Here is a 26,007-nt window from a genome sequence, read left to right as displayed (position 1 = left end):
CTATTATCCTTTTTTTAACTAACGTTAAATCAAAAAGCATATGGTGAGCGTATGAAAATTCATATTCATAAACAATCTACAATTCCATTTTATCTCCAAATTAGTAATCAAATAGCCCAACGAATTCATAGTGGCCTTCTTTTAGAAAATGAACAATTACCTTCTTTACGAATTTTAGCAGACGAATTATCGATCAGCGTATTGACCATTAGAAAAGCATACAAGTGGCTCGAGAAAAATGGGTTAGTTTGGGTTAAGCCGGGAAAAGGTGTTTTTGTATTAAAAAAAACGAATAGATTACAAGAAAAAAAGGATCACTCTAATTGGCAGCAAACACTTGGAATTAATGTAGTACGTTCCCAGTATTTAATGAATAAAGAATCCGTTACGTATAATTTTTCGAAAGCAGTAGTTTATCCACGCCTTCTTCCAAATAAATTTTTAGCAGAAGAAACACAAAAATTATTAAAAGAAGATGCTTCAATCCTGACGACATATGGATCTGTTCAAGGTGATGAAGAGCTAAGAATCGAAATTTCAAAACATTTATTGGAATTTCAAAAAATTCGTTCGAACCATGAAAATATCATTATTACAAGTGGCGTCCAACAAGGCATTGATTTAGTTGCTCAAGCTGTACTGAAACCTGGAGATTCAGTTATTGTTGAAAGTCCTTGTTACGGGGGAGCATTAGATATATTTATTAATAAGGATATACACATTATCCCTATAGAAATGGATGATGAGGGCATTAGGTCTGATTTGATTGAAGAAGTGTTTCATAGATTTAAACCTAAATTATTATATGTGAATCCGTCATTTCAAAATCCGACTGGCATATCTATGAGTAGTGACCGACGTAAAGAATTAGTTGAACTTGCCGAGCGATACAATTTTTTTATTTTGGAAGATGATTCATTTGGTGACATTTATTTTGAGCAGTCGATAAGACAGCACCCAATTAAGTATTATGATCGGGATCATCATGTTATTTACATTAAAGGTTTTAGTAAAACTTTAGCACCAGGAGTTCGTATTGCTGCAATGCTAGCAAATGGTCCAATTTTTGATTGGTTATTTGCTGTTAAAGCATCTATGGATGTTGGTAGTCCTTTACTGACTCAAAAAGCTATTCTGCCATTTCTTCGGACAGATCGAATGAGAAATCATGTTGAAAAACTAAGGATTGCATTACAGCTCAGACGTGATACAAGTGTCGACATCCTTTCAAATGAAACAAATCGCTTACAATTTCAAATTCCAAACGGTGGATTTAATTTGTGGTTATCAATTAATGAGCCTGCCATAGATATATTTGATTTACTAAAAAAAGCCAATGAGAAAGACATCTCTTTTTTACCAGGCGTTGCTTGTTACAACAATAAAACGAATGAACCATCATTTCGAATTAGCTACTCACTTGTTAGCGAGGATGAATTATCGATTGGTTTAGTAGAGTTATGTAAAATCATTAACCAATTTTAAAAGAATAATCTTTTATAATCCGATATCTTACTATATTCAGTATAAAAAAGAGACTCGCATTTTAAATGCTTGTCTCTTTTAAATTCATGATTTATTTTGTCCAATGTAAGGGACGATTTAATCTTGCTGTAATTTTCGTAAGGTTATCGCCTTTTGTTGCATTTAACTGTGCTTGAGTTAAAAAAATACTATCTGTTAAGTCTGCTCCACTTATATCAGCATCACGAAAATCTGCTCCAATTAAATCTGCTTTTCGTAAATCCGCTCCTCTTAAATTTGCTGCTATTAGATAAGCACCTCTTAAGTTGGCTCCTCTAAGATTAGCTTCTTTTAAATTCGCTCCAATTAAATCTGCTCCTCGACCAATGTTTTTATGACGTTTCTTACCATTTCCTTGAAGATGAATTGCTTCAGATCTTACAAGTTCACTAGTTTGCAAAAGTATGTCATTTACATACGCTCGATGTGCTGCCACATCTAAATCAAGCAGTTTATCAGATGGTAAATAAGTAAGTCGTTCTGTTTTAGCGAAAGCACATTTTATCTCAGAATGAATTTTTGGATTTAGATTTAATGTTAATGCCTCATTTAAATACCAAAGCATTTCTTGTAGTTGACGCATAATTGGAAACACGTCAAACATTTCCTTTGCAGATTCAGGATTTGATCTCCAATCTTTTCCTTTGTAGGTATACTGTGAAACCTTTTGACCTGCACCAAAGCAATCAAATACTGTACATCCTTGAAAGCCAATTTGTCTTAAATTTTTATGCACGCCACAACGAAAATCAGATTGCAAATTAATACAAGGACTTCCAGCTTCTTTATCTAACGCAAAGTCTGCTGAAGCCGCGAAGGGAAGTGCCACACAACATAGACCAAAGCATTTCTCACAATCTGCTTTTAATTCTCCTAAATTTTGATCAGATTCTGTATGACTTTGATTTTTCAACATACCTTTGCCTCCCTTCGCTTATGTAAATATATAGATTTCACTTTTTATCGTATCATCGAATATTTTACTGGTCAATTTAACCGTATTCTGATTAGAACAAAAAAGCATCCTAAAATCTAAGCTAGGATGCTTCTTTCTACTAATTTAATTTTTTACGAAGTGCAACACCCGATGCAGCTAGTAGTAATCCAAATAATGCCCACTCTGCTGTATGTGAAGCAGTTTTTGGTAACTTCCCACCCTTTTCAGTGTGCTTAATGATTCCTATATCATGCTTAATATCCATAATAGGATCTGCATCTAATCCAGGTTCGTCACCTGATAGTAATGTATCCGACATAATCATATCTAGTAATAAATTCCCTTTATCATCTAATACTTTTAACACATAGTTCTCTTCTAAAACCGGTAATGCTAAGAAATCTAATGGTTTCATTGCATCGCCTTGTTCGTTAAATACTTTTATATCAATATGAATTGTTTTTTCAATTTCTTTCATTGTATTTATTAGAGCTGCTGTTTCACTAGGTGTTAATTCAGCCGTATCTTCTATACCCATTTTCACTATATTTTCATACAATACATCCATTTTTGCAGCAGACTCTGGTTCTTTTTCAAAAACGGCTCTTACATGAGATACAAATTTATTCATTTCAGCTGATGTCAGTCCTGATCCACCAACCACACCGAATACCATATCTTCATCATACTCATTAATAAAATCACTAAATGAATATGATGGGTATTCTATATCAATTAAATACTCAATATCACTTGTAAAAAGATATGTATCTAAAAGACTTGCACCTGGATCCATATCATCGTATTCTACGGCAAGATCAATAACTTCTTGTTCAGTAACATCATACTCTTCAAGTATCGCAGCTAATGTTTCATCAGTAAGACGTTCACCTAATACATCTTTTAAATCAGCTACTGTATCATACTCATCTAATGAATCTCCATAGCTCTCTAGATACTCTTCTAGTTGTGTTTGTGTTAATTGGATACTTGCTAAATAAGCGTCTAATTCTGACTGCTTAGGAGCAGCATTGGCTGTTACCCCAGGTACTAATAATGCAGCCGATAAAATAAATGTTGCAGCGATTCTCTTCATGTTTGTTCCCCCGTGGACGTTTTCTGTTGAATTGTCGAAAATTCACAATTCTAATTATAATCGAAAAATAGATTATTTTAACAGAAGATTTTATAAAATAAAAAAATCCAAAATACTAAAAAGCATTTTGGATTTTCAGATGAATTTAACTAAAGTTGATGTCAGTTCCATACTGTATTAATTTTAGTTTTTTTGCTACCGATTGTGATGAAAAATTATCCCATGATGTGCTATATAAAGCGATACGCCCTTGACTTTGTATGTCCGTAGCCCAAGCATTTGAAACGTCTAAACCGTATCCTTTTCCACGAAATTCTTCAAGTGTATATAAACTTGCTTCTGCAGCCATTGAGGTTTGTCTGGCACTACAACAAATCGAAACGGCCATATCATCTTGGATGATTGCATAACATGGCTGCTTATATTCAAATTCTTCATATGTATAAGGAAAATTTGCCTTTAACAACTCTTTATTTGAATGAGTAATCTGTATAACATTTGTTGATGATTTTTGCTCTCTTAATTTCGGAAATACATACGCTGGCCCAATCCACACACTGCTCAGTTGTTTATGTATATTTAACATGTTAATGATTTCTGCTAGTTCAATATTCGAACTTGATTGGATAGCCTTATCTAAATCATTTACCAAGTTTTCATCTAATTCATTCGAATATCTTACTATTTTACCGTTCTTTGTAGTGCCAATATAGATCATTGGCGCATTATCATAAGGTAGTTCATTTATATGTGTTATTTGGTTGAACTCATTGTGTTTATATAATACTTGAACATGACAATCTAAAAGCTCCATATCTGATAACAAATACATTCCTCCTAACATCGTATACAAATACCATTCATGATATTGGTGAGAAATTCCTTTATCTCATCACAAAAAAAAGATAGATCAACCAGAATTCTCTGATTGAGTCTATCCTTTTACGATTATCTCGCTACGACTGAAGTTGTTCTTGTTGCACTTATATTCCCTTTAGAATCAATTGCATTTACAGACACTTTAGTTCCAGCTTTTTGTTTTGGAATCGTTAGTTTATATACCCCAGTACTATAAGACTTAGTTTTAAAAACCTTACTTCCGATTTTCACTTGAATCGTTAAATATTTTTCAGCTGTTCCTTGGACAAGTGTTGATGTCGTATAAACTGCATTTACTTTTGGTAAATTTGGTCCGACTCTTGTCACACTTTTTGTAACTGCAGCACTGCTATTTCCAGAACTATCTTTTGCCGAAATCGAAATTGAAGTTCCAGCATTTGTAACAGGAATGGCAATTTTATAATTTCCATTTGAATAAGCTCTGCCAGTATACGTATGTGTACCAATTTTCGCTGTAACAGTCGCATATGCTTCGCTTTTACCTGTGATATAAGCTGAATTATTATTAATTGTATTAACAACCGGTGTTGCAGGTGCTATTTTATCAACAACTTTAATCACTGTTGGATTACTAATAATACCATTGAATGTTGCTGTGATTGATAGGCTTGTTCCAGCTTTTTGTACTGGAATATTCACTAAAAACTTACCATCTGATCCTACTTCAGTTGTGCCAATTTGATTTCCATTAGCACTCACTTTTATGACTGCACCTGGCTCAGAAGTTCCTGTTAATTGTTGATCTAGATTACTTACACTGCTAACTTTTGGTGCTGTCACTTTGAACCCTGTACGAGGTTGTTTTGCACTATACTGTGATGAAAGAGTTGTTCCTGGATAATAGAAGTTTACGATTTCCGAATAACTTTTACCCTGTTCACCCATATTTTTAGCACCGTACTGACTTAATCCAACCCCATGACCGTAACCTTTACCTTTGATAGAAATTGAACTAGATGATTCATTCATATCAGTCATTAGATAACTTTTAATATAGCTTAATCCAATTGCCGCCCTAATTTTAGATGCAGCAACATCTGTTAAATTTAAATGTTGAATTTTTATGTTTCCATTTGTGTCTAATTCATCTTTTGCAATGAAATCCACACTTAAATTACCTTTTGTAACTCTACCACCAGATGATGGATTCGTTAAAGTTAATTTAGGTATTTTGACAATTTTAATTGTCTTACCTGAATAACCATTTGATTTCATCCATGTTTTAATATTCGTAGTAATCTGTTCATCTCGTTCACTAATCGTATTCCACCATGAATTTGAATCTTTTAAATCCTTGCCTGTTAAATCAATCTGTGTTTTGAAAAGTGCAACTGACCAAGGTGTAGCACTATCATATGGATCATTTTTAATTGGAAAATATGGTAATGGTGAACTTCCCCATGCATTTTCATTTGATTCAGTTTTTCCTCCATTACTCGATGAAAATACTGCATCGATTAACGAATTATTATATTTTAGTACTCGACTAAAAGTCTGATCAACAGCTTTTGAGCTATTTTCATTCCAAGTATATCCACCATAAACTTGGTAGCTAACTGTATCGTTAATCACTTTGTTTGCATTAACATGTCTCATTGCATATGTTCTTGCAGAAATAGTTTGAGCCTTTAATGCTTCTAGATTCCATGAAGCAGGCATCTCAAATGGCACGACACCTTTCAGATAATCCTCCATTGGTAAAGTATTAATAGGACGAACATAATTGTTTTCATTAACAAATGAAAAATTTCCTAAATAACTTCTTCCATTAATAAGTAATGGAGATTCATATTGAAAAGGTACTAAATCAATACTTGTAAAATTTCCAAGCAATTCATCCCCTGAATAAAGGGCTACTCCATCAGACGCTATTTTTATTTTGTATTCAGTATTCGGTTGTAATCGGATACTTGAATTTTTTACTGCATAGCTATCTGATGATTTCACTGTCACTTCATTTTTGTTTCCTAAATAATTAACTAACTTGACTGAAATTAGTGGTTCCATCTCTGCAGCGTTAACTTCAGAATTAAATGGAAATTGAGAAAAAATAATTGATAAAATTAAGCTAAAAGTAAATAATCTCTTCAAACCTTTTCTTCGCCTCTTCCTATGAAACTATCTTTTCCTAGTTTCTTTCTATTAATCTATTTATATGAAAATCCAAAATTATTGTAGCATATAAACAACTATGATTAAGTTTAATTAATATGATTGAAATATAAATGTAATGAATGTTTCAATTACATTAAAAAGAGCAAATAACGAATTATTTGCTCTTTTTACTATTACTTTTTATTTAATTGTCACCGTACTTAAAGAAGGGACGAAATTAATCCATGTTTGACCTGGAGAAAACTCTATTTCTGTTCCTTCTAATGTAAATGGAATAATTCGGCCATCAACATTTTTCCATTGAATATTTTTATATTTCCCATCAACTAAATAGTAGCCTTTTCCTCCACTTTTTAAGTCAACTGAACGACGTCCATATTTATCAATGAATTTGTGTGTAGATTCTACAATCAAAATATTTTTAATTTGTAGTTGCTTCCCATCAAGTGCATCCTTTGCAACTACACCATCTTGATATCGTTGGAAATGTTTGTTCGTTTCTGTAAATTTATATGTTACATTATTATCCGGATTATAAGAGTACTTAATAAATACTTCATTTACACTATTCCAAGAACTATCAAAGGCGACTGGATCTTGTGTAAAATCAAGTGGTGTTACTTTTTCAGTAAATGAATAGTTTCTTTTTTCAACACCCTTTTCAATTCCTTCTTTTAAAATATAAGAGTTATGAGGTGCTTTCCTATTTGGATCTCTTTTAAATAAAGTGCCATCATAAATTAAACCATTTAAAGAGTCAATCAATCCAGCGTCCATCATTTCTTTCGCTTTCGGACTATTACCATGACAAATAAATAAAGCGTGATAACCGTTTGCTAAATCAATATAATAATCTCTTGCGCTACGAACTGGACCAATTTTAACTGGTATATTACTTTGAAATACAGCTAAAAATCTCGTGATATCACCTTCAGCCAAAACTTCATAAACAAGATCTGCTTTACCAAGACCGCTCTGAGGTCTCGCTAAGTGAAAATTATTTACCATTACAGCTACCGGCCTTTGTTCACTAGCCTGACTAATTGGTAAACCATTTAAAGGAGCAAAAATCGTATCGATTTCTTCTTTATCAATAACTTCTTCTTTTTTTGGTTCTTCTTTATTACCTTCATTTTTTACCGTCTTTACTGATTTCCCTTCGTGCTGACAACCAAATAAAAGTGTACTAATTGCGATGATACAAAAGGTTTTTTTTAGCATTGTTATCCCCACATAATAAGCGTATTTTCTTAAATTGTATTAAAAAAAACTAAAAATAGATAGTGATTTATAAGAATTTTACAAAAATAAACCGATTGATACAGACAGATTTTTAGACCTTCTAATATAACCAATTCTAAAAGCAGAAGTAAGATAAATTATTGTTCTTAATTTACTGAATGATAAATATTGTATAAAGATAAATTTGATTTGAGGAGTTGACTTCCGATGATCGTAGTTCATTTTTATGATAAAAACGTTGAATTATTAAATCAACTGCGTAATAATGCCCCATCAGAGGGCGATCCCGTTGTTATTAAGGGTAGAAAAGGAACTATATTAAGTGTTCAGCCTATAAATGATAAACATGTTAATGTACTAGTTGAATTGGAAGTCATTAAGAAACCAACCTTCATAAATGACCCGAAAAAGAAAAGAAGATAATATTCAATTAAAGTAGTGGGGATCATAACCCACTCTTTTTTTGAATTTATCTTCTTTTAGCTTATCCATTTTTTATTTTCTTTTATTCTTCTTTTTTAACTAGCCTTCAATTTAAATAAATCGCTCATATTTCCCGAAAGATCTTTTGCAGATACGGAAATATTTGTTCCTTTTTTAATAGGCATTGTCACTTTGATTTGATACTTTCCATATTTATCGGCTTTAGTCGTGTACGTTCTATTACCAACTTTCACAATAACTGTCGCATTTCCTTCTGCCTTACCAGTTATGATTTTTGAATTCGCACTAACCGTGTTAATTGTTGGAATGTCAGGAGCTATTTCATCTTTTACCGTTACAGTTCCAGAAGCCGTGTACTGACCATTTTTACTAGTTGCAACGACAGTCAAATTTGTACCTGCCAATTGTAACGGTACATCAATGGCAAAATTCCCTGTCGTAGTAGCTTGACCGGTCGCGATGACTGTTTGGCCTGATAATACATTAATATTAGCCCCACCTTGCGTAAATCCATTTAGCTTTATATCTAAATTTGTAAATTTATTTACGAAAGGTGTTGTCATTGGTTTTGCCACATTATAAGTAGAACCATCTGACATTGAAATCGTGTATAGGTCTTCATTTAATGAAAACTGCGATACATTATTTGGTGTAGAGCTAAGACTTGTAAAGTATTGAACATTATTTCCATTAGATTCAAAATCTAATTGTTTAAGTGGATACAGATTATTAAACAGTGTTGATCCAAATCCTCTAATTGGGGATTTTTGTCCATAATATTCAACCAAATTTGATTGCACATGCTGTTTCATAGTCATTGAATTATTCAATAGAACAGTATTTGAATCAAGTGTTTGAGTTGGAACATTTTGACCTATATTAAAAACTTGATTTGTTTTATGATTAGCGTCAGATATAATTTCATCTTGAATTAATGTTACTTTCTTATTTTTCAAATATACAATTGTTCGATAAACTCGTACGCCGCTATAAATAGTATGTTCCCCCATGACAATAACATGTTCAGGCGTATCGATAAAATTCGTCATTTTTGCTTTACCTACATTACTTGAAGAAATAGGATATGACTTCCCATCAACTGTAACTACATTATGTGCAAAAGTCGATCGCAAGTATTTTTGGTAAGCATCTTTTGTATCATAATTATATTTTCCGCTGTCCGTAAATATTTCTTTCCCTTTTTGAGTAAGAATGAAAGATAAATCGTCAGCATGTTTATGTGTCGTACTAAAATTACTCGTTGTAAACAATAATGAAGTCGTATTTGCCCCCCATCCATCACGAATAACAGCTACGGAATTTGAAATATTACTAACTAATGAAGGCTGTTTTCCTTGTTTCCCTTTTGTCAGTACATATTCAAATTCAGGATCTAGTACTGAATAAGAAGTAGTTTTAGGTAATTTTGTTTGATCTGAATCTCCTAATCTAGGAATCGTAAAATTAGATAATACTAGTTTAGAAAACGCATTTTGTTCTTTTAAAAGAAATTGTGTAAGCTCAGCGTCCTCAGCGATTTTATTCATATCCTGAACAAGATTTAGGACGACTAAAAAGTATTGTGGGCTATGTTCCTTATGAAGGCCTTCTGGAGTAAAATCTCTCTTGATGTGGGTTTTTGTACGGTATACTGCATTACTCTTCCATTGGACACTAGTTGTTTCTTCTGGAAAATAAGAAGCTAACTCGAATAGTGAACGGTCTTGAAAGTAGCCATGATTTGTTTTTGAATTATAGTATTTTGAACTATTTAAGTAGGTACCGTGTTTTCTAAGAACTGTTTTTAAATACTGTTTACTCGAGTAAGTAACAATTGGTGAACTAATGAAATAATGATAGAAATACAATAAATTATTTGTCCTATTTGCTAGCGCATGCGCATTATATGTATATGAGTCTGTCGGTCTTGCTGGATTTCCATTTGCTTTCCAAAAGCTTTGAATTAAACTAAAGCCATAAGATAAATACTTAGGATCCTTTGTCACTTCATATGCATTTGTTAAGTAGCTTAATGTGTCTAAACTTTGATAATATAAACGCCATGTAGTGTTTTTGTAAGGGTCTTCTTTCCAATTAATAGCCTTATAAGGCTTATAAAAGGGATATTTTGGTGATACAAATAATTCTCCATCTAGTATGCGGTCGGCGTTAAGTACGGTATCCTTTGTAATACCACTTCTTTTTGTAAGAAAAATCTCTTTATCCACAATAGCAGCCGCATATGAATGAATTGAGCTGCCAATAAAAATAGCAACCGTTAACAATGCTATCGTAATCTTTTTCATAGTACCTCCAAAAAAATTAATCAATTAATCTATTAAGTATACAATGAAAAGTAAATAATCTTTTTTATTATTAAATTCTAAATATTACAAATATTTATTTTGCAACAAATACTATTCGCCAATTTACAACGATTTCTTCACGCTCAAATCAAGAACAAAAAAAAATCCAAACATTTTTAAAATGTTTGGATTTTTTGATTATATCGTTCCTTTTAGAAGAGACGCTACATTTCTAGCCGTTCTTTCGATATTGTTAAAAGCATTACCCATGATTTCTTCTATTGGTAATATTGCAGGGATTGTTGGGAAAATAGCGTCGATTCCATGATTATACAACTCTTCACTGCCATTTCCTATGCTTCCACATATTGCAATGACTTTTGCATTTGGTGGTGCACATGCAGCTGCTCCAACAGGGGCTTTGCCAAAAACGGTTTGCCCATCCATTCTACCTTCTCCAACAATTACTATGTCAGCATCTTTACATACCTCTACGACATTTAAATGCTCGAGTACTAGCTCTATACCTTTTTTAATGGATGCATTCGCAAATAACATCAGCCCAGCTCCCATTCCGCCGCCAGCGCCACTTCCAGGTATTGTTGAAACTTGCTTGCCTAAATAACTTTCAGCAATTTTATAAAATTTCCCCATTGCTTGATCTAATTCATCCAATTTGTTAGCTGGAAGTCCTTTTTGTGGTCCAAATACATATGTTGCACCATTTTCGCCAATTAACGGATTCACTACATCTGCAGCAATTGTGATGTTAACATCTGAAAGCTTAGGATTTCGATTGGTTGCTGACATAGAAGTGACTTTTAAAAGAGATTGTCCATTCCCTTCAACTTCTCGACCATCTTGATCAAAGAATTGATACCCTAAAGCTGCTGCCATCCCAATACCACCGTCATTCGTCGAACTACCACCAACACCAATAATTAGTTCAGTAGCTCCTCGTTCAACAGCATATTTAATACTTTGACCAACACCAAAAGAAGTTGTCTTGAAAGGATCTCGCTTTTCCTTTGGAACTAAATGAAGTCCACAAGCCTCTGCCATTTCAATATAAGCACTTCTACCATCCTTCGAGAAGGCAATTTCAGCATTTACTTGCTCAAAAAGTGGACCTGTTACTGAAATAGTTTCTATCATCCCTTCCGTTGATGCAATTAACGCTTGAACTGTACCTTCACCACCGTCAGCAAGTGGTAATAAATGATAATCTGCATTTGGAAAAATAGATGAAAATCCTTTATGAATAGCTTCTGCCACTCCAGTTGCATCTAAACTTTCTTTAAAGGAATCAGGTAATATGACAACTTTCATTTATATTCCTCCCCCTTAAAGAGATGTTTTTAATTGATCTGTTAAGTTGAATTCTTCTCCATTTATTTCGATCGTTAGTGGAGGTCCTGATTGTTTAGTCACGGTGATTGATCTATGCGTTATTGTAAATGAAAGTACTGATCCTTGCCATTGAAACGGAAAAGATAACTTTTCCCATTCTGATGGTAATTTTGGGCTAATCTTTAAACGATTAATATCCATAGAAATATTTGCAAAACCGAAGATTGTTGCTAACCAATTTGCTCCAAGTGATGCAGCATGAAGTCCCTCATCAGATGACTTTGGATTAGGACCTAAATCAATTAAACAAGCTTCTTGGAAAAAGCGATAAGAATTTTCTTGATCACCACAACGAGCAGCAACAATCGCATGAATTGCTTTACTTAATGAAGAATCATGAATGGTATGTTCTTCATAATATTGTAAATTCTTTTTCACAACTTCTTCCGGGAATAATTCCGGGAAAAGATACAATAGCATAACGACATCTGCTTGTTTTAGGATTTGCATTTCATTTACTTCTTGTCGAGAGTAATCAAGTAATATCCCTTGGCTGCCTTGATTTTGCTTATATGTTGTTAAATCAATTTCAGGTTTTGATAAAAACGTATCATCTTGAGGAATAATATTCTCATCATTTGGCTTAGGTAAGTATAATCTATTCAGAAAATCGGTCGCTTTCTGGATTAAATCTGTATCTACATCATTGAATTTTTCCATATACTGTAGTGCATGCTGCACATTGTAATACGCCATATAATTTGTATAAGCATTATTGTCAATATGCTCAGTATATTCATCTGGTCCTATCACATCTTTTATTGATAGCTGTCCATTATCTTCAGTAGCTCGACTGATCCAAAAACGTGCAGTTTCCTTTAATAATTCAAGACCTTCTTTTGCCATAAATCCTTCGTCTAACGTATTTTGGTAATACTGCACCACTGCATATGCAATATCAGCAACGATATGATGCTCTGCTAATGCTGATGCAACTTTTTGACGTTGACCCGTAATGATATTAATTGCAGCATATTCAGGAGTTTCTTCCTTACCTGTAAATGCACTTTCCCATGGAAAAAGCGTACCTTCGTATCCATTAGTAGCTGCTTTTTCTTTTGCTTCATTTATATGCAGATATCGATATCTTAGTAATTTTTTAGCTTTTTCTGGATCTGTGAATAGATGGAATGGTGCAATAAATATTTCTGTATCCCAGAAAACATGTCCTTTATATCCTTCACCAGTTAAGCCTTTTGCCGCGACGCTAAAACGTTCATCATGGGCAGGAGTCATTACTTCAATATGATATAGCGAGAAATCGATCGCAAGTTGATCCATCTTTTCGTTCGTTGTAACGACAACTCGCTTTTGTTTCCAAAAATCCTGCCATTTAATCGTATTGCTGTCTCTAAGATTGTCATAGCCTTCTGTTAAATATTTTTGAACTGTATTAACTGCTGCACTTGCCGGATCTTCACGTAACATATCATTAGAGGTATAAACTGAACTAATTTTTTCTAATGTAAATGGCTGTTCAACAACAAGTTCCTGCGTGATCGTACCCAATAATTGTCGATTTTTTGCCCCAAAGGAAATGTCACTTTCTTTTCCAAGTATGCATGATGTCGCTACTGCAATTGTATGATTGCTTTCAGAAGTTTTATAAATTCCTTGCATGATTCTTTTATCTAACACTCGTACATTTTCTTCATGTAGATGTTGTTTTCCGAAATTAGACCCTTGTGCATCTATTCCAGTGATGATTTTAATAGAAGCATTTCGATCTAAACTCACAACTTCTACTTTTGAAGCTAATAAATGTAAATCATCCTTAGAAACAAATCGTTGAAATGTAAGCCTAAAACGTTCTCCACTTCTACTTTGCCATACCACTTCTCTTGTTAATTCTCCTGTTAACATGTTTAAACTACGATCATATGAAAGGATCGTTCCAGTTAACAATGAAAAGATTTCACCGTTTATTTCAATTTTCATCCCAATCACGTCAGGTAGATTTACAAGCTCGGTTGCTTCATTAGGAGTAAATTTATTATAAATACCAGCAATATACATGCCACGTGTTTGCTCTGCATAATGCTCTTCATGACTTGCACGTAGGCCAAGATATCCATTCCCTTGAGCCATTAAGCTTGCATATTTATTGATATAATGTAAATCAAATTGTTTTTCGTTTAATTCTTGTACTATATTCATAAAGTTACACTCTCACCTTTTTCAGCTGATTGATAAATTGCTTCTACTAGTTGTTGTATAGCATAACCTTGTTTTCCATCTGCTAACATGACATTCTTACCTAAACAACGATTAACAAAAGCACTCATACTTTTTGAATGGCGGTCAGAATCTGCAGTCTCTCTTTTTAAAAGTGAAACAAGTTCTCCTTTTTCATCTGTATAAATCTCTGCTGGAAACATTATTGCACCAGCTTGATCTCCACAGAACTCAACATTCATTTCTGATTTTTCTTTTATATTTAAGGCAAAAGATGTTTCTAACTGTAACAAACTTCCATTCTCTAACTCAATATGTGAAAATAACGAGTCTTCTACACCAAATTTGGTTGGATCCCATTTTCCGAAAGACCCTTCACTCTTCTTATTACCAATTTTTTGAAACATTTTTGCAGTTACTTTTTTAATGTTTGGATAACCCAAAATGTAAAGGGCCGCATCAAGCATATGAATGCCTAAATCTATTAGTGGACCTCCACCTTGAATCTCTTTATTTGTAAAGCTTCCCCATCCGGGAATACCATTTCGTCTTAATGCCTTTACTTTTACAAAATAAATGTCTCCAAGCATGCCTTCGTCTACTTTTTCTTTTAAAATGGTTACATCATCTGCGAACCGATGGTGAAAATCGTACGCAAGTACTTTTCCTTTTGCAATAGCCGTTTCATACATGACCCTTGCATCATCAGCTTTAATCGCAGGGGGTTTCTCACAAAATACATCGCAATCATTTTCTAATGCTTGCATGACATTTTCAAAGTGAAATAAATTTGGTGTGCAAACACTGACTATATCTGGTTTCTCAATTGAATACATTTCTGCTGCATCCGTGTAATAGTTTGGAATACCATTTCTTTCAGCGAAGCTTTTTACTGATTCTTCATTTACACCACATACAGCTACAATTTCTAATTCATCTCTAGTTTTATAGTGAGCGACGTGTACGTTTTCTGCGATCTGTCCACCGCCAATAATAGCAACCTTTTTTTTCATCACTTTAATGCCTCTTTAATATGTTGTAGTGCTTTAAAGTATTCTTCTTCTAAGTTATTTCCACGAACTCTACATTCAAATGTAACAAAACCTTCATAGCCGTCACTTTTTAATTGATAAAAGTGCTTTTTGAAATCTAATGCACCACTTCCTGGCTGGAAACGATGATTATCGGCAATATGAATATGTTCAACTAAATCTCTGTTTTGATGTAAAGCTTCTGATATTCCATCTTCTTCAATATTCATATGATAAAAGTCTGCGATAATCTTTACGTTCTTTAACTGATTGTCTTCAATATATTTTCGTGCGTCTGCTAAAGTATTAATCATATGATCTTGATAACGATTTAAAGGTTCTAAGAAAATAGTAGTCCCAGTTTCCTCAGCAACTTTATCCAAGTATATTAAAGATTCAGTAACTGCTTTTCGATCACCTTCTAAGCTTCTTGGCGATGACATTGGAGGCAAGCGGAATGTAAACATGCCCCATGCAGCAGGTACAACAATTCCTTTTCCACCGACTTCTTTTAAAGCGAATAATATATCTTTGATTTCATCTAAGCCTTTTAAACGACGCTCTTCAATAAAATCACCAATCCAACCACTATATCCACCACAAGCCGTTGTAACAGGTAAACCAGTTTCTGCGATTGCTTCTTTTATTTCATCTAAATGATCAACTAAAAACTTACCATCTATTTCAAAGCCTTCAAATCCAGCTTTTTTTAAGTAGTTAAATTTTTCTTTAATATTTTCTGGGAAAAATGCTTGATTTTGAGTTCCTACTTTCATTGACTTTCACTCCTAAATGAAGGGGAGTGCATGAACACTCCCTTAAATTTATCTCTTTATATTCATATATTTTGCTTACACTTCTGATTTGTATTCCAAATCATGCCGTTTCTTATTTTGGAAAATGAACACCCATTTTAATACTTAATTCTGGTTTTTGGTCAACATATTCCATATAAGACTCTGCTACTTCATTAAATGATACAACTGGCTCAATTAAATCTTCGCAATTTAAATAACCATTCATTAATAATTCCCAACATGTATTTTCAATACGTTTTCTAGACCAACGTGGATAATCAGGATTCGGTTCACTACTTCCACGAGAGAATACAATTTTTGCATTGTTAAAGTGAGCTTCACGACCAAGATTAAACCCTTCTGGGAATGGTTTTGCAAAAGCAACGTAAGAAATTATTCCACCGTATGCAATACCTCTTAGTGCTGCTTGTAGCGCACCAGCATTCCCACTTGTTTCAATAATTGAATCTGCACCTAATTTATCTGTTAGTTTCTTAATTTCAAAACCTAAATCACATTTTGTTGGATCGAAGCAATAGTCCGCTCCATTCTTTAATGCTATATCGCAACGATGACTAATTGGATCAACACCGATTACAATACTAGCCCCTGCTCTTTTTGCTAATTGAATCGCAATTTGACCAATTGCACCTAAACCAACGACTACTACAAAATCTCCTGCACGAACATTCGCATCACGTACGCCACTCATTGCAAATTGAGCTGGATCATAGTAAACTGCATTCTTCCATGAAGATCCTTCTGGCATTTTACGAAGTTTATAATTATCTACAGCATTTACAATAACTGTTTCCATTATTGGTCCATACGTACAAACTTGATCTCCAAGCTTGTACTCTGTAACGTCCGCTCCAATTTCACAAATACTGCCGACAACCATATTCCCTAATTGAAACTCTCCAAAAACAATCCCACGTGCTGCACCTTCTGCTCGAGGCATAAACATTTTCCACTCTTCATTGAACTCTTCATCAATAAATGGACTAACTCCTCTAAAATCAACAACTTCTGTACCATGTTTTGGTGATGCGAATTCAACTTTAATTTTCACTTCATTTGCTTGTACTGGACGATCTTCATATTCCACTAACGCTGCTACTCTTGGTTCAACTGCTACTAATTTCTTCATCTATATTTCATCCTCTCAAGTAAAACTGTAAATTTTAGCCTTTTACTCCGCCTTCAGTTAAGTTACCTTTAATAAAGCGCTCTGATAAAGCATACATTCCGACAACCGGTAATGCTGTTACTAGAGATGCTGCCATCATACGTCCCCATACATAATCTGGAGTACTAAATAAAGTATTTAGTCCAATTGGTAAAGTAAAGTTTTCTGAACTCGATAAGAAAATTGATGCGAATAAATAATCATTCCATGCAATCATAAACGCGTATACAAATACTGAAACAATTCCAGAAATTGATAATGGGATGATGATGTAGAAAATGATTTTTAAACGACTTAATCCATCAATCATTGCTGCTTCTTCTAAATCCTCAGGAATTGTATCAAAATAACTCTTCAACATGAAAATGGCTGTTGGTAAAGTTTGAACGATCATCGTAATAATTAATGCCAATCTAGTATCATATAGCCCTAAACCCGAAATGATTTTAAATAAAGGAACAACTAACAAAATGCCAGAGAACATGTAAACTGTATAGAAACTAGCATTAATTGTGACTCTTCCTTTAAACTTTAATTTTGATAAGGCATATGCTCCCAAAATACCAAATGCAACTGAAATTGAAGCTGCAATTAAAGCAACAATTAAACTATTTTTGAAATAGTTAATATATGGGAAAATTGTTGGATTAAAAATATCGATATAATGCTGAAATGTCCATACTTTTGGAAGTAATGTAGGACTCGTTGAAATTGCTTCTTTAGAACTTTTTAATGACGTCATCAGCATGATAAAGAATGGAAATAACATAACCCCTAAAAGTAAAACTAAACCAATATAGAAACCTGTTTTTTTCAATAATTTATTTTTCTTACTAGTTACTGCCATTTAAGTTCACCCTCTTTCTTGCTACGATAATTACAATAAATAGTATGATAAATAGGATTACAGAAATTGAACTTGCTTTGCCTAAATCATTGAAAGCAAACGCCGTTTCATATAAGTAAATCCCCAGAATATTTACTTTGTTTGTTAATAAGTAAACATCTGTAAACATGTAGAACATCCAAATAAAACGTAAAGTTACAACCGTTAATAAAACAGGCATAATCGCTGGTAATGTGACAACTTTAAATTTTTGCCATAATGTAGCCCCATCGATATCTGCTGCTTCAAATAAGGACTTATCAATTGTTTGTAAGATCGCTAAGAACGAGATAAATGCATATGGGAAGTACTTCCATATCGCAAAAATAACGACTACTAAAAAGCTACTAACTGGGTTATCAAACCATAACGGTGCATTTTTAAAAATATGAAACACGTCTGTACCTAAATAGTTAACAATTCCGTAGCTATTATTAAACATATACTTCCATGCAAACACCAATGAAATCGAAGGTGTAACATAAGATAAAATAATTAAAGATCTTGCAGTTTTGCGAAATTTAAACGGACGATTAAAGAATAAAGCGATTGCAAGTCCGACTGCAGTACTTCCAATAACTGTTAGCACTGTATACAAAATTGTCAGCCCTAGTGATTTATAAAACGCTGCATCTTTCATAATGTCTGAGTAGTTTTTAAAACCAACAAAATCTGCTGGTAATCTTGGGTTAATTGGTTGATCGAAAAAGCTAATTTTTATATTTGATAACATCGGATATGCAACAAGCAGTAATACTAATAAAATAGCTGGTAAAAGAAGTACTAACGCTAATTTAATATCAGATTTTTTTTTGGCAATCGTTTTCATAGGACCTCCTAAAGACAATCTAATCTATTATTTGATTGATGATTGGTGATAAAAGAAAAAGTTGTTTAAAAAGCAACTTAGCTTGCTTTTCAAGCGTTCGTTCTTCTTAAACAACTTCGACAATCAAGAAATCATACTCTTATATACCTTGAATTGAATGAGTAATGATTTTTATTTAAGTACTTCTTTTAATTTAGATTCTGCTTCTTTAACTGCAGCATCTACACTTTTACCACCAACTGTAATAGCATTAATTAATTTGGCAACTGCTCCTGAACTCGTTACATCACCCATTTTTAAGAAGTTCTTGTCATCTACAAGTCCGAAAACTTGAACATCTTCAAATGCACTTGCAATTTCCGTCGATAATTCACCGAATGAATTAACTACTTTATTTTCTTTGTATTCTGTGCTTTCAGTTACATCTTTATTTACTGGTTGAGAACCACCTGGAGACATTAATACTAATTTTGTATTGTTTTCAGGCTCTACCATAAATTCTAAAAACTTCTCAGCAGCTGCTTTTTGATCATCTTCTAATCCTGAAGACACTGTGTAAGCAGAAACTGTTCCATAAACTGCTTTAGATTTTTCAGTTGGAATCGCAAATCCAATATTATCAGTTGTGCCTTCTTCATACACTGAAGGAAGGATATAAGTTGAATAAACTGCCATTGGTGTTGATCCGTTCATAAATGCATCCTTGACTTCAGTTACATCATTTGAACCTGGCATTGTATATCCTGCCAATTCTTTATAGAATTTAAGCGCTTCTTTCATTTCAGGTGTATCTATTGCTAACTTGCCTTTTGCATTTAGCATATTTGCATTGTTAGATAATGCGAATTGAGAAAATGCCTGTTCAGAGAATCCACCTTCTACTGTTGGAATAGCAATACCGTATTTTTTACTTCCTTTATCTGTGAATGCTTTTGCGACTTTTAAAATATCATCCCAATTTTTAGGCTCTTCAAAACCTTTGTCTGCAAGCATTTGTTTGTTATACCAAATACCTTGTACCCAACCACTAACTGGAACTCCAGTAAAGTCTTTACCATCTTCAGTTTTTAATAGCTTTAAAGCACCTTCGTAATACTTATCTTCGCCTACTTTAGAGATAATCTTTTTAACAGATTCTTTATCAATTAATTCATCCTTGTCCATAACTTTTGCGTAGTCTTGGCCAACTTCGATAACTGCTGGAAGTTTTCCAGAGCTCGCTAACGTTACAACCTTCGTGTTGTAAGCATCCTCTTCTACAGGTACTTGTTTTACTTTTATATCTGGATTTGCTTTTTCAAATTTTGTAATTAAATCAGTGATGACAGCTAGACGTTCTTGTTCAACTGAAGAGTGCATAAATTCAATTGTTACTTTACCGTCTTCTTTTTTTCCTCCACCACAAGCTGTTAAGCCAATTGCTAACATTAAAACTAAGAACATACTTAAAGCTTTTTTCATTTATTTTCCCTCCTAGTTTATTGGTTTTAACCAAAGGAATTGGTATGAATTCAAGGTGATGTTATCTTTAAATTCTTCAACTACTCCAGTGATAATATTCATAAATTTCCCATTCAAATTGCAGCTTACTTCTTCGCTCGATAAATTGTGAAGAATGACTATGCTATCGTCTTGTTTCACACGCTTAATTGCAAAAATCTTTTCTCCTAAATCAAGTACCTCCATACTTACATTTGGATGGAACAATGATTCATCTTTACGAACTTTTATAATTTCAGTTAGACCTGAAAACACTTTAAATCTTAGTGACTCTTCATTATTTAATTCTGTTAGAATTTCATCTAAATCGTATTTTTGACGATTTATTGATCGATTCATTCCAGTTTGTTCAACGCCTTTGTAATCGTTTCTTGAGCCTAGCATACTTTGAATGTAAACGGCTGGAACACCTGGGAAAGTTAATAGAATCGAATGTGCTAGCAAGAATCTTTTCACGCGCAAGTCATCACTATAAGATTGTTTATTTAAGGCATCTAAGTAAGTTACATTAATTTCATATGGGCTTTCACTACCATCTGAATTCTTCTTATAATTTACTAATGCACCCTCTTGTTTTAAATCATTAACAAGTGATAAAATCTCTTCTTCCGGTATAATTCCTCTAATTGGATTTAATCCAATTCCGTCATGTGAAGCTAGGAAATTGAAGAATGTTGAATCTTTTCCAGAGCCACCTAGTTGTTTCGCCCAGTTTGTTAAAACATTTCCATTTTCATTATGAAGTGAATAAAGAACTAATGGTGGAAGTGGGAATTGATAAACCATATGCGCTTCATCATTTCCATTACCAAAATAAGAAATATTATCTAAGTGCGGTACATTCGTTTCAGTGATCATGACTGTACCTCTTGCAGCTTCGTCTAAAATATCACGGAATAATTTGACTATTTCATGTGTTTTTTCAAGATGGATACATGACGTTCCTACTTCTTTCCACATATAACCAACTGCATCTAGTCTTACGTATTCTGCACCTTGCTCTAGATAGAATAGTAAAACATCAATCATATCTACTAACACTTGTGGATTACTAAAATTCAAATCAATTTGATCATCACTAAAAGTAGTCCATATATATTTTTCTTCGCCATTTGCTAATTTAAATTTTGAAAGTAACGGAAGTGCCCTTGGTCTTGTTACAGAACTTAAGTCAATTGAAGGATCCATTTCAATGAAGTAATTATCATATTTAGGATTTCCTTTTAAATATTCTTGGAACCAATCACTCTTAGCTGAAATATGGTTACATACATAATCAAACATGATTCTAGCTGAAGTTGATAAGTTTTCTACATTTGACCAATCCCCTAAAACAGGATTGACTTTTTTGTAATCAATAACTGAAAAACCATCGTCTGAAGAGTAAGGATAAAACGGTAAAATATGAACGATTTCAAACTTGTTTGCCAAATGCTCATCGAACATTTTTTTAAACGTTTCCAGCGTTGGAACACCAGTTTCACTAAATTGATCTCCATAAGTTATTAAAACAATGTCTGACTCATCCCAACCTTGTTTTCTTTGTCTTAAACCTTTATTTTTCGCTTCATTTAGCCTTTTTATAATCGAATTATAAATACTATTTATATCTTCATTTTCATAAATAAAAGTTAGTCTTTCTTTTAATTTATTCATATGATTCCTCCTTGTGGTATCGCTCCCACAATTTGATAAAAATCTTTATGGTACCGCTCCCAAGTCAAATATATTATAGAAAGCGCTTACTGTCAATTTATAACTTTCAGAAAAAATACTATTTTATTTTTTGTAAATAAATTACTTTTTCAGAATAATAATTCGTAGAATTATTTTATTAAAGCAATATTTTTTTATTGCTACTTTTTGCAATTCTCCATATAATGAGTCCTATCAACGTATTGAATTTTTTCTAAGTGAATATATATAATTACTTGTTAAAGTATTAACAAAAGTATTTTTACCGTATTATGTTTAATTATACATTTATTGGACCTATTCATTATCAATCTGTAAAAATGGACTACCTTCTATTTTATCAGTATAGTTTCTTACACAAGAATCCCATTGTATTTAAGCATTATAAAGATTGTTTTTTTACCATTTTTATGGTAAAAATGTAAACGTTTTATCATTTATTATACAATGACATATGGAAAATAAATATCAAGAGGAGAATACAAATTGGGCCCTACTATTTATGATATAGCTCGTGTAGCAAAAGTGTCTAAGTCCACTGTATCTCGAGTACTTAATAATAAAAGTAATATTTCAGAAGAAAGTCGAACGCGTGTGATGAAGGCTATTGAGGAATTAAATTACCAGCCTAGTAAATTAGCTAGAGCCCTTACATCTTCAGGTTTCGATGCAATAATGGTCATGTCCCGCTCTACTAAAACAACAGCCGGGAACACATTCTTCTCTGAAATTATTCACTCTATTTCTATGAGAGCAGAGGAAGAAAATTTTGATGTTATATTACAAACATCGAAAAATAGTAAAGATGAATTAGAAAAGTGTATTGCTAAAATACGTGGACGAATGATTAAGGGAATATTAATGTTAAGTTCGCCTGCAAACGAGGATTTCTTTAAGGAACTAGACAAATATGACATACCGATTGTCGTTATTGGAAAACTTGAAGAAGACTTCCAAAATATTTATTCTGTTGATACTGACAACTTTAAGGATAGCTATGATTTAGTACAACATTTGATTGACAATGGACATCGTGATATTGCATGTCTTCATTCATCATTGGACTATCATGTATCAATAGATCGTTTAGAAGGATATAAAAAATGTTTAATGGATAATGGTATTCCACTTAGAACAGATCGAATCATTGATAGTGGTTATACGATGGAACAAGCTTATGATGCCTCAGAAAAATTATTAACATCTGATGAGCTTCCAACTGCAATTTTTGCGATAGATGACTTAAAAATCATAGGTCTATATAATACAGCTGCTAAACTAGGAATTTCAATCCCAAAAGATATATCCATCGTAGGATACAATAATGGCATTTTTTCACCACTATTATCACCACCTTTGACAGGTATTGAAGTCCCTATTATCAAATTAGGTGAAGTAGCTACTAACTTACTATTTTCAATCATAAAAAAGCAAGTTGACCAGCAAGAACCCATCATTGTTCCTACAAAAATATTAGAGCAGAAATCAGTCACTACTATTCATTCATAATATAAAAAAGGTTGCATATAAAAATGCAACCTTTCAATTTGTAGAATATGCAGACAAAATACATAAACTAAGTGATCCAGACTGAATTGTAACCTTTTTTACTGGTTATCTTTATATAAAACTAAATTTGCATACTTTAAGAATCTGATTAATTTTACAAATACATAGAACATACCAATTAGAAAAACGATAAAGAAGAGTGGTCCAGCAGCAAAAGAAATATTTATTTCACTATTTCCATAAAACAAAATTCCCAAGAACGGAATGATTCCAATCACATTATAAAACATCATTAATTTTAATGTTTTCTTTGATTTTATTTGGAGAGTAGTATCTTCTATTTTAATTGCCTCATGTTCAATCCCCTTAAATAAATAATAAACACAAAATAAATACAACGTTGTAATTGTTAAGGTAAAAATCAATGCAAATATTTTTTCATGTAGCGCTTGGACATCATTTAATACATTGTTTAGTATAGATGAATAGTCAATAAATGACTCTATGATTGAAAGGATAATTAATAATCTACTAGAATTCTTTACAAACGTAAAGTACTCACTAGACAGCGAATTAACCAGACTAGTTGCACCTAAATAAAAGAATATATATCCTATAAAATCAGGTAATACGTTCACATTTATCAAATTAATATTAAAAAAGATAAAAATAAAACCAATAATCAATTGATTAAAACCCATGGAACCTCCTACTAATTAAACGTCGATTTTTTAGAGCCATACTGGTAGTATAATACTATATCTGGATGAGAGTAGGGATTTTTTGAGAAATACACATAAAATCATAAAAATATATACATTAATAACCGGAATCATTGCACTTTATATTTTATACACATATATAGATTTATCCTCTCAATCTTCTATTATTACAAACTCAAAAACCTTTTCGATTGATCAAGTAAGCCTTACAAAGCAACAGCAACTCTACGAAAAGAAACTATTAAACTTAGGTTTTTCGAAAAGTGCAATTTCAGGTATGACAGATGAGGAAGTTCAACAATATGGAAAAATAAACGGTAAAATTGTTGAGCAAATTGACCTATATATAAAAATAAACGGTAACAATGAGCAACATATTACGAAAACGCAATATCAAAGCTATCTAAAAAAATACGCTAACTTTAATTTCTCATCTACAAAGTTAGAACGCATAAACTTAAAACTTATCGACGAAGACAACAATAAATTCCTATACATTACAGAACATCATTTTGATTATAGCCCTACTAATATATCTCCAATGAAAATTGAGCTACAGTATGGGTATCGTTACACTATACTAAATACAATTGGCAAACAATTATATTGGACAGCATCAAACTTTGATTCATCCAATGTTAAAATGAGCAAAGCAAGTTATGTTAGTCAAAATGCACCACTTACGAATAGTGCTGAAGATGAATTCGGATTTTTCGAGTCAGACTCACTTAGTACTATTTACTATCCAAAATGGAACAAGCCTAATCTATTACAAGACATTGTTGGTTATCACTTTTATTCGATATCCGAATTTGAAGTACCTGAAGGTCAACTGATAGTCGATCTATATATCCAAGGTAGTAATCCACATCTATCAGAACAATTACAATACGAAATTAAAAATAAATAAACAAAAATCGAGTGCAAATAAAGGTAACAGTTTTGAGTTTAAAGTAAACAGATAATTATATAAATTAAGAGGACCCAATCGCCCATATGATTTGGTCCTCTTATTTTTATTATTATTAGAATGGGTTCTCCTAGAGCATACTCAATAACACATAATGATTGGAACGGAAGGTGCTCGACTCCTATGGGAGATGCGTGACAGGTGAGACCCCGCAGGAGCGAATGCGACGAGGAGGCTCAGCGCACGCCCCATGGAAAGCGAGCATCCTGGAGTGGAAATCAACGCCTTCTCTTTTTTAAATTATATTGTTATTTAGTTTTTAACATGTGATATTTTCATTTACTAAATTGCTGTGTTATTTAAAGTTTATATACTTATTTTTTTCCCAAGCTCAATTGCCAAGACACTCCAAATTGATCATTTACCCATGCAAATTTCTCGCTAAATGGATACGCACCTAAAGGCATTAATACCTCGCCATCTTGGCTTAATTTTTCAAATGCATTGTCTAATTCCTCTTCAGATTCACAAGTTACATAAAGTGATACAGAAGGTGTGAAGGTAAATTTATGCTTTACTGTACTATCAATACACATAAACTGTTGACCATTTAGTGTAAATGTAGCATGAATAACTTTTCCTTCAAACTCGCCCATATCTGCTCCATAGTGAGTAATATTGACTACTTCTGAATTATTAAATAATGACATATAATAATTCATTGCTTCTTCAGCTTTACCTTCAAACATTAAGAAAGTCGTAATTTTTTGCATAGAAAACTCATACTCCT

General features: G+C 32.8%; 21 protein-coding genes. 4 read left to right on the top strand and 17 right to left on the bottom strand.

Features of this window, described 5'->3' with window-relative positions:
* The first annotated feature begins 51 nt into the window (after positions 1 to 51).
* Complete coding sequence (gene pdxR, locus CAB05_RS17700; RefSeq protein WP_088002306.1) at positions 52 to 1,485, top strand: MocR-like pyridoxine biosynthesis transcription factor PdxR; 1,434 nt, start codon at positions 52 to 54, stop codon at positions 1,483 to 1,485.
* 91 nt (positions 1,486 to 1,576) lie between these two features.
* Here pdxR and CAB05_RS17695 read toward each other — a convergent pair whose 3' ends face one another.
* From CAB05_RS17695 to CAB05_RS17675, 5 genes are all read right to left on the bottom strand, one after another.
* Positions 1,577 to 2,440: a pentapeptide repeat-containing protein gene (locus CAB05_RS17695; protein ID WP_088002303.1), complete on the bottom strand. Its 864-nt coding sequence runs from the start codon at positions 2,438 to 2,440 to the stop codon at positions 1,577 to 1,579.
* 139 nt (positions 2,441 to 2,579) lie between these two features.
* Entirely contained in the window at positions 2,580 to 3,557 is a 978-nt protein-coding gene (locus tag CAB05_RS17690; protein ID WP_088002301.1) for a processed acidic surface protein, read from the bottom strand.
* A gap of 145 nt (positions 3,558 to 3,702) precedes the next feature.
* On the bottom strand, positions 3,703 to 4,389 hold the full coding sequence (locus CAB05_RS17685) for a GNAT family N-acetyltransferase (RefSeq protein ID WP_235821553.1): 687 nt from the start codon (positions 4,387 to 4,389) through the stop codon (positions 3,703 to 3,705).
* Positions 4,390 to 4,505: 116 nt separating this feature from the next.
* Positions 4,506 to 6,548, bottom strand: coding sequence for a SpoIID/LytB domain-containing protein (locus CAB05_RS17680; RefSeq protein ID WP_088002297.1), 2,043 nt, complete (start codon positions 6,546 to 6,548; stop codon positions 4,506 to 4,508).
* A gap of 204 nt (positions 6,549 to 6,752) precedes the next feature.
* Entirely contained in the window at positions 6,753 to 7,793 is a 1,041-nt protein-coding gene (locus CAB05_RS17675) for a DUF3048 domain-containing protein (RefSeq protein ID WP_088002295.1), read from the bottom strand.
* Positions 7,794 to 8,021: 228 nt separating this feature from the next.
* Between CAB05_RS17675 and CAB05_RS17670 the strand changes: the two genes are divergently transcribed.
* Complete coding sequence (locus CAB05_RS17670) at positions 8,022 to 8,237, top strand: hypothetical protein (protein ID WP_088002293.1); 216 nt, start codon at positions 8,022 to 8,024, stop codon at positions 8,235 to 8,237.
* A 95-nt stretch (positions 8,238 to 8,332) separates the two neighbouring features.
* Here the strand turns inward: CAB05_RS17670 and CAB05_RS17665 are convergent, their stop codons facing one another.
* The 10 genes from CAB05_RS17665 to CAB05_RS17620 all read right to left on the bottom strand — a co-directional run bounded on the left by CAB05_RS17665 (position 8,333) and on the right by CAB05_RS17620 (position 22,037).
* A complete protein-coding gene (locus CAB05_RS17665; RefSeq protein WP_088002291.1) occupies positions 8,333 to 10,564 on the bottom strand; it encodes a heparinase II/III family protein in 2,232 nt (743 codons plus the stop codon).
* Positions 10,565 to 10,762: 198 nt separating this feature from the next.
* Positions 10,763 to 11,893, bottom strand: coding sequence for a glycerate kinase (locus tag CAB05_RS17660; RefSeq protein ID WP_088002289.1), 1,131 nt, complete (start codon positions 11,891 to 11,893; stop codon positions 10,763 to 10,765).
* 15 nt (positions 11,894 to 11,908) lie between these two features.
* Positions 11,909 to 14,131, bottom strand: a complete 2,223-nt coding sequence (locus tag CAB05_RS17655; protein ID WP_088002287.1) for a glycoside hydrolase family 65 protein — start codon at positions 14,129 to 14,131, stop codon at positions 11,909 to 11,911.
* Positions 14,128 to 15,162 (bottom strand): Gfo/Idh/MocA family protein, encoded by a 1,035-nt coding sequence (locus CAB05_RS17650; RefSeq protein ID WP_088002285.1) that lies wholly within the window; start codon positions 15,160 to 15,162, stop codon positions 14,128 to 14,130. Before CAB05_RS17650 ends, CAB05_RS17655 begins: the two co-directional genes overlap by 4 nt.
* Positions 15,162 to 15,956 carry a sugar phosphate isomerase/epimerase family protein gene (locus CAB05_RS17645; protein ID WP_088002283.1) on the bottom strand — a complete coding sequence of 265 codons (795 nt, stop codon included), beginning with the start codon at positions 15,954 to 15,956 and terminating at the stop codon, positions 15,162 to 15,164. The genes CAB05_RS17650 and CAB05_RS17645 overlap by 1 nt, the downstream gene beginning before the upstream one ends.
* 112 nt (positions 15,957 to 16,068) lie before the next feature.
* Positions 16,069 to 17,127 carry a zinc-dependent alcohol dehydrogenase gene (locus CAB05_RS17640; RefSeq protein WP_088002281.1) on the bottom strand — a complete coding sequence of 353 codons (1,059 nt, stop codon included), beginning with the start codon at positions 17,125 to 17,127 and terminating at the stop codon, positions 16,069 to 16,071.
* Between the two features lie 34 nt (positions 17,128 to 17,161).
* A complete protein-coding gene (locus tag CAB05_RS17635) occupies positions 17,162 to 18,013 on the bottom strand; it encodes a carbohydrate ABC transporter permease (RefSeq protein WP_088002279.1) in 852 nt (283 codons plus the stop codon).
* The gene (locus CAB05_RS17630; protein ID WP_088002277.1) at positions 18,000 to 18,881 is read right to left on the bottom strand and encodes a carbohydrate ABC transporter permease; all 882 of its coding nucleotides are present in this window, start codon (positions 18,879 to 18,881) and stop codon (positions 18,000 to 18,002) included. Before CAB05_RS17630 ends, CAB05_RS17635 begins: the two co-directional genes overlap by 14 nt.
* A gap of 171 nt (positions 18,882 to 19,052) precedes the next feature.
* Positions 19,053 to 20,342, bottom strand: a complete 1,290-nt coding sequence (locus CAB05_RS17625) for an ABC transporter substrate-binding protein (RefSeq protein WP_088002275.1) — start codon at positions 20,340 to 20,342, stop codon at positions 19,053 to 19,055.
* Positions 20,343 to 20,354: 12 nt separating this feature from the next.
* Positions 20,355 to 22,037 (bottom strand): sugar phosphorylase, encoded by a 1,683-nt coding sequence (locus CAB05_RS17620; RefSeq protein ID WP_088002273.1) that lies wholly within the window; start codon positions 22,035 to 22,037, stop codon positions 20,355 to 20,357.
* Positions 22,038 to 22,562: 525 nt separating this feature from the next.
* On the opposite strand from CAB05_RS17620, the gene CAB05_RS17615 reads away from it, so the two are divergent.
* Positions 22,563 to 23,585, top strand: a complete 1,023-nt coding sequence (locus CAB05_RS17615) for a LacI family DNA-binding transcriptional regulator (protein ID WP_088002271.1) — start codon at positions 22,563 to 22,565, stop codon at positions 23,583 to 23,585.
* A 98-nt stretch (positions 23,586 to 23,683) separates the two neighbouring features.
* Here the strand turns inward: CAB05_RS17615 and CAB05_RS17610 are convergent, their stop codons facing one another.
* The gene (locus CAB05_RS17610) at positions 23,684 to 24,286 is read right to left on the bottom strand and encodes a hypothetical protein (RefSeq protein WP_088002269.1); all 603 of its coding nucleotides are present in this window, start codon (positions 24,284 to 24,286) and stop codon (positions 23,684 to 23,686) included.
* Positions 24,287 to 24,368: 82 nt separating this feature from the next.
* Between CAB05_RS17610 and CAB05_RS17605 the strand changes: the two genes are divergently transcribed.
* The gene (locus CAB05_RS17605) at positions 24,369 to 25,217 is read left to right on the top strand and encodes a hypothetical protein (protein WP_088002267.1); all 849 of its coding nucleotides are present in this window, start codon (positions 24,369 to 24,371) and stop codon (positions 25,215 to 25,217) included.
* Between the two features lie 374 nt (positions 25,218 to 25,591).
* Here the strand turns inward: CAB05_RS17605 and CAB05_RS17600 are convergent, their stop codons facing one another.
* Complete coding sequence (locus CAB05_RS17600; protein ID WP_088002265.1) at positions 25,592 to 25,990, bottom strand: VOC family protein; 399 nt, start codon at positions 25,988 to 25,990, stop codon at positions 25,592 to 25,594.
* Between the last annotated feature and the right edge of the window lie 17 nt (positions 25,991 to 26,007).

It is taken from the genome of Gottfriedia solisilvae (genome assembly GCF_002128405.1).
GTDB classification, from domain to species: Bacteria; Bacillota; Bacilli; order Bacillales; family Bacillaceae_G; genus Gottfriedia; species Gottfriedia solisilvae.
This window is presented reverse-complemented; position numbering and strand designations above follow the sequence as displayed.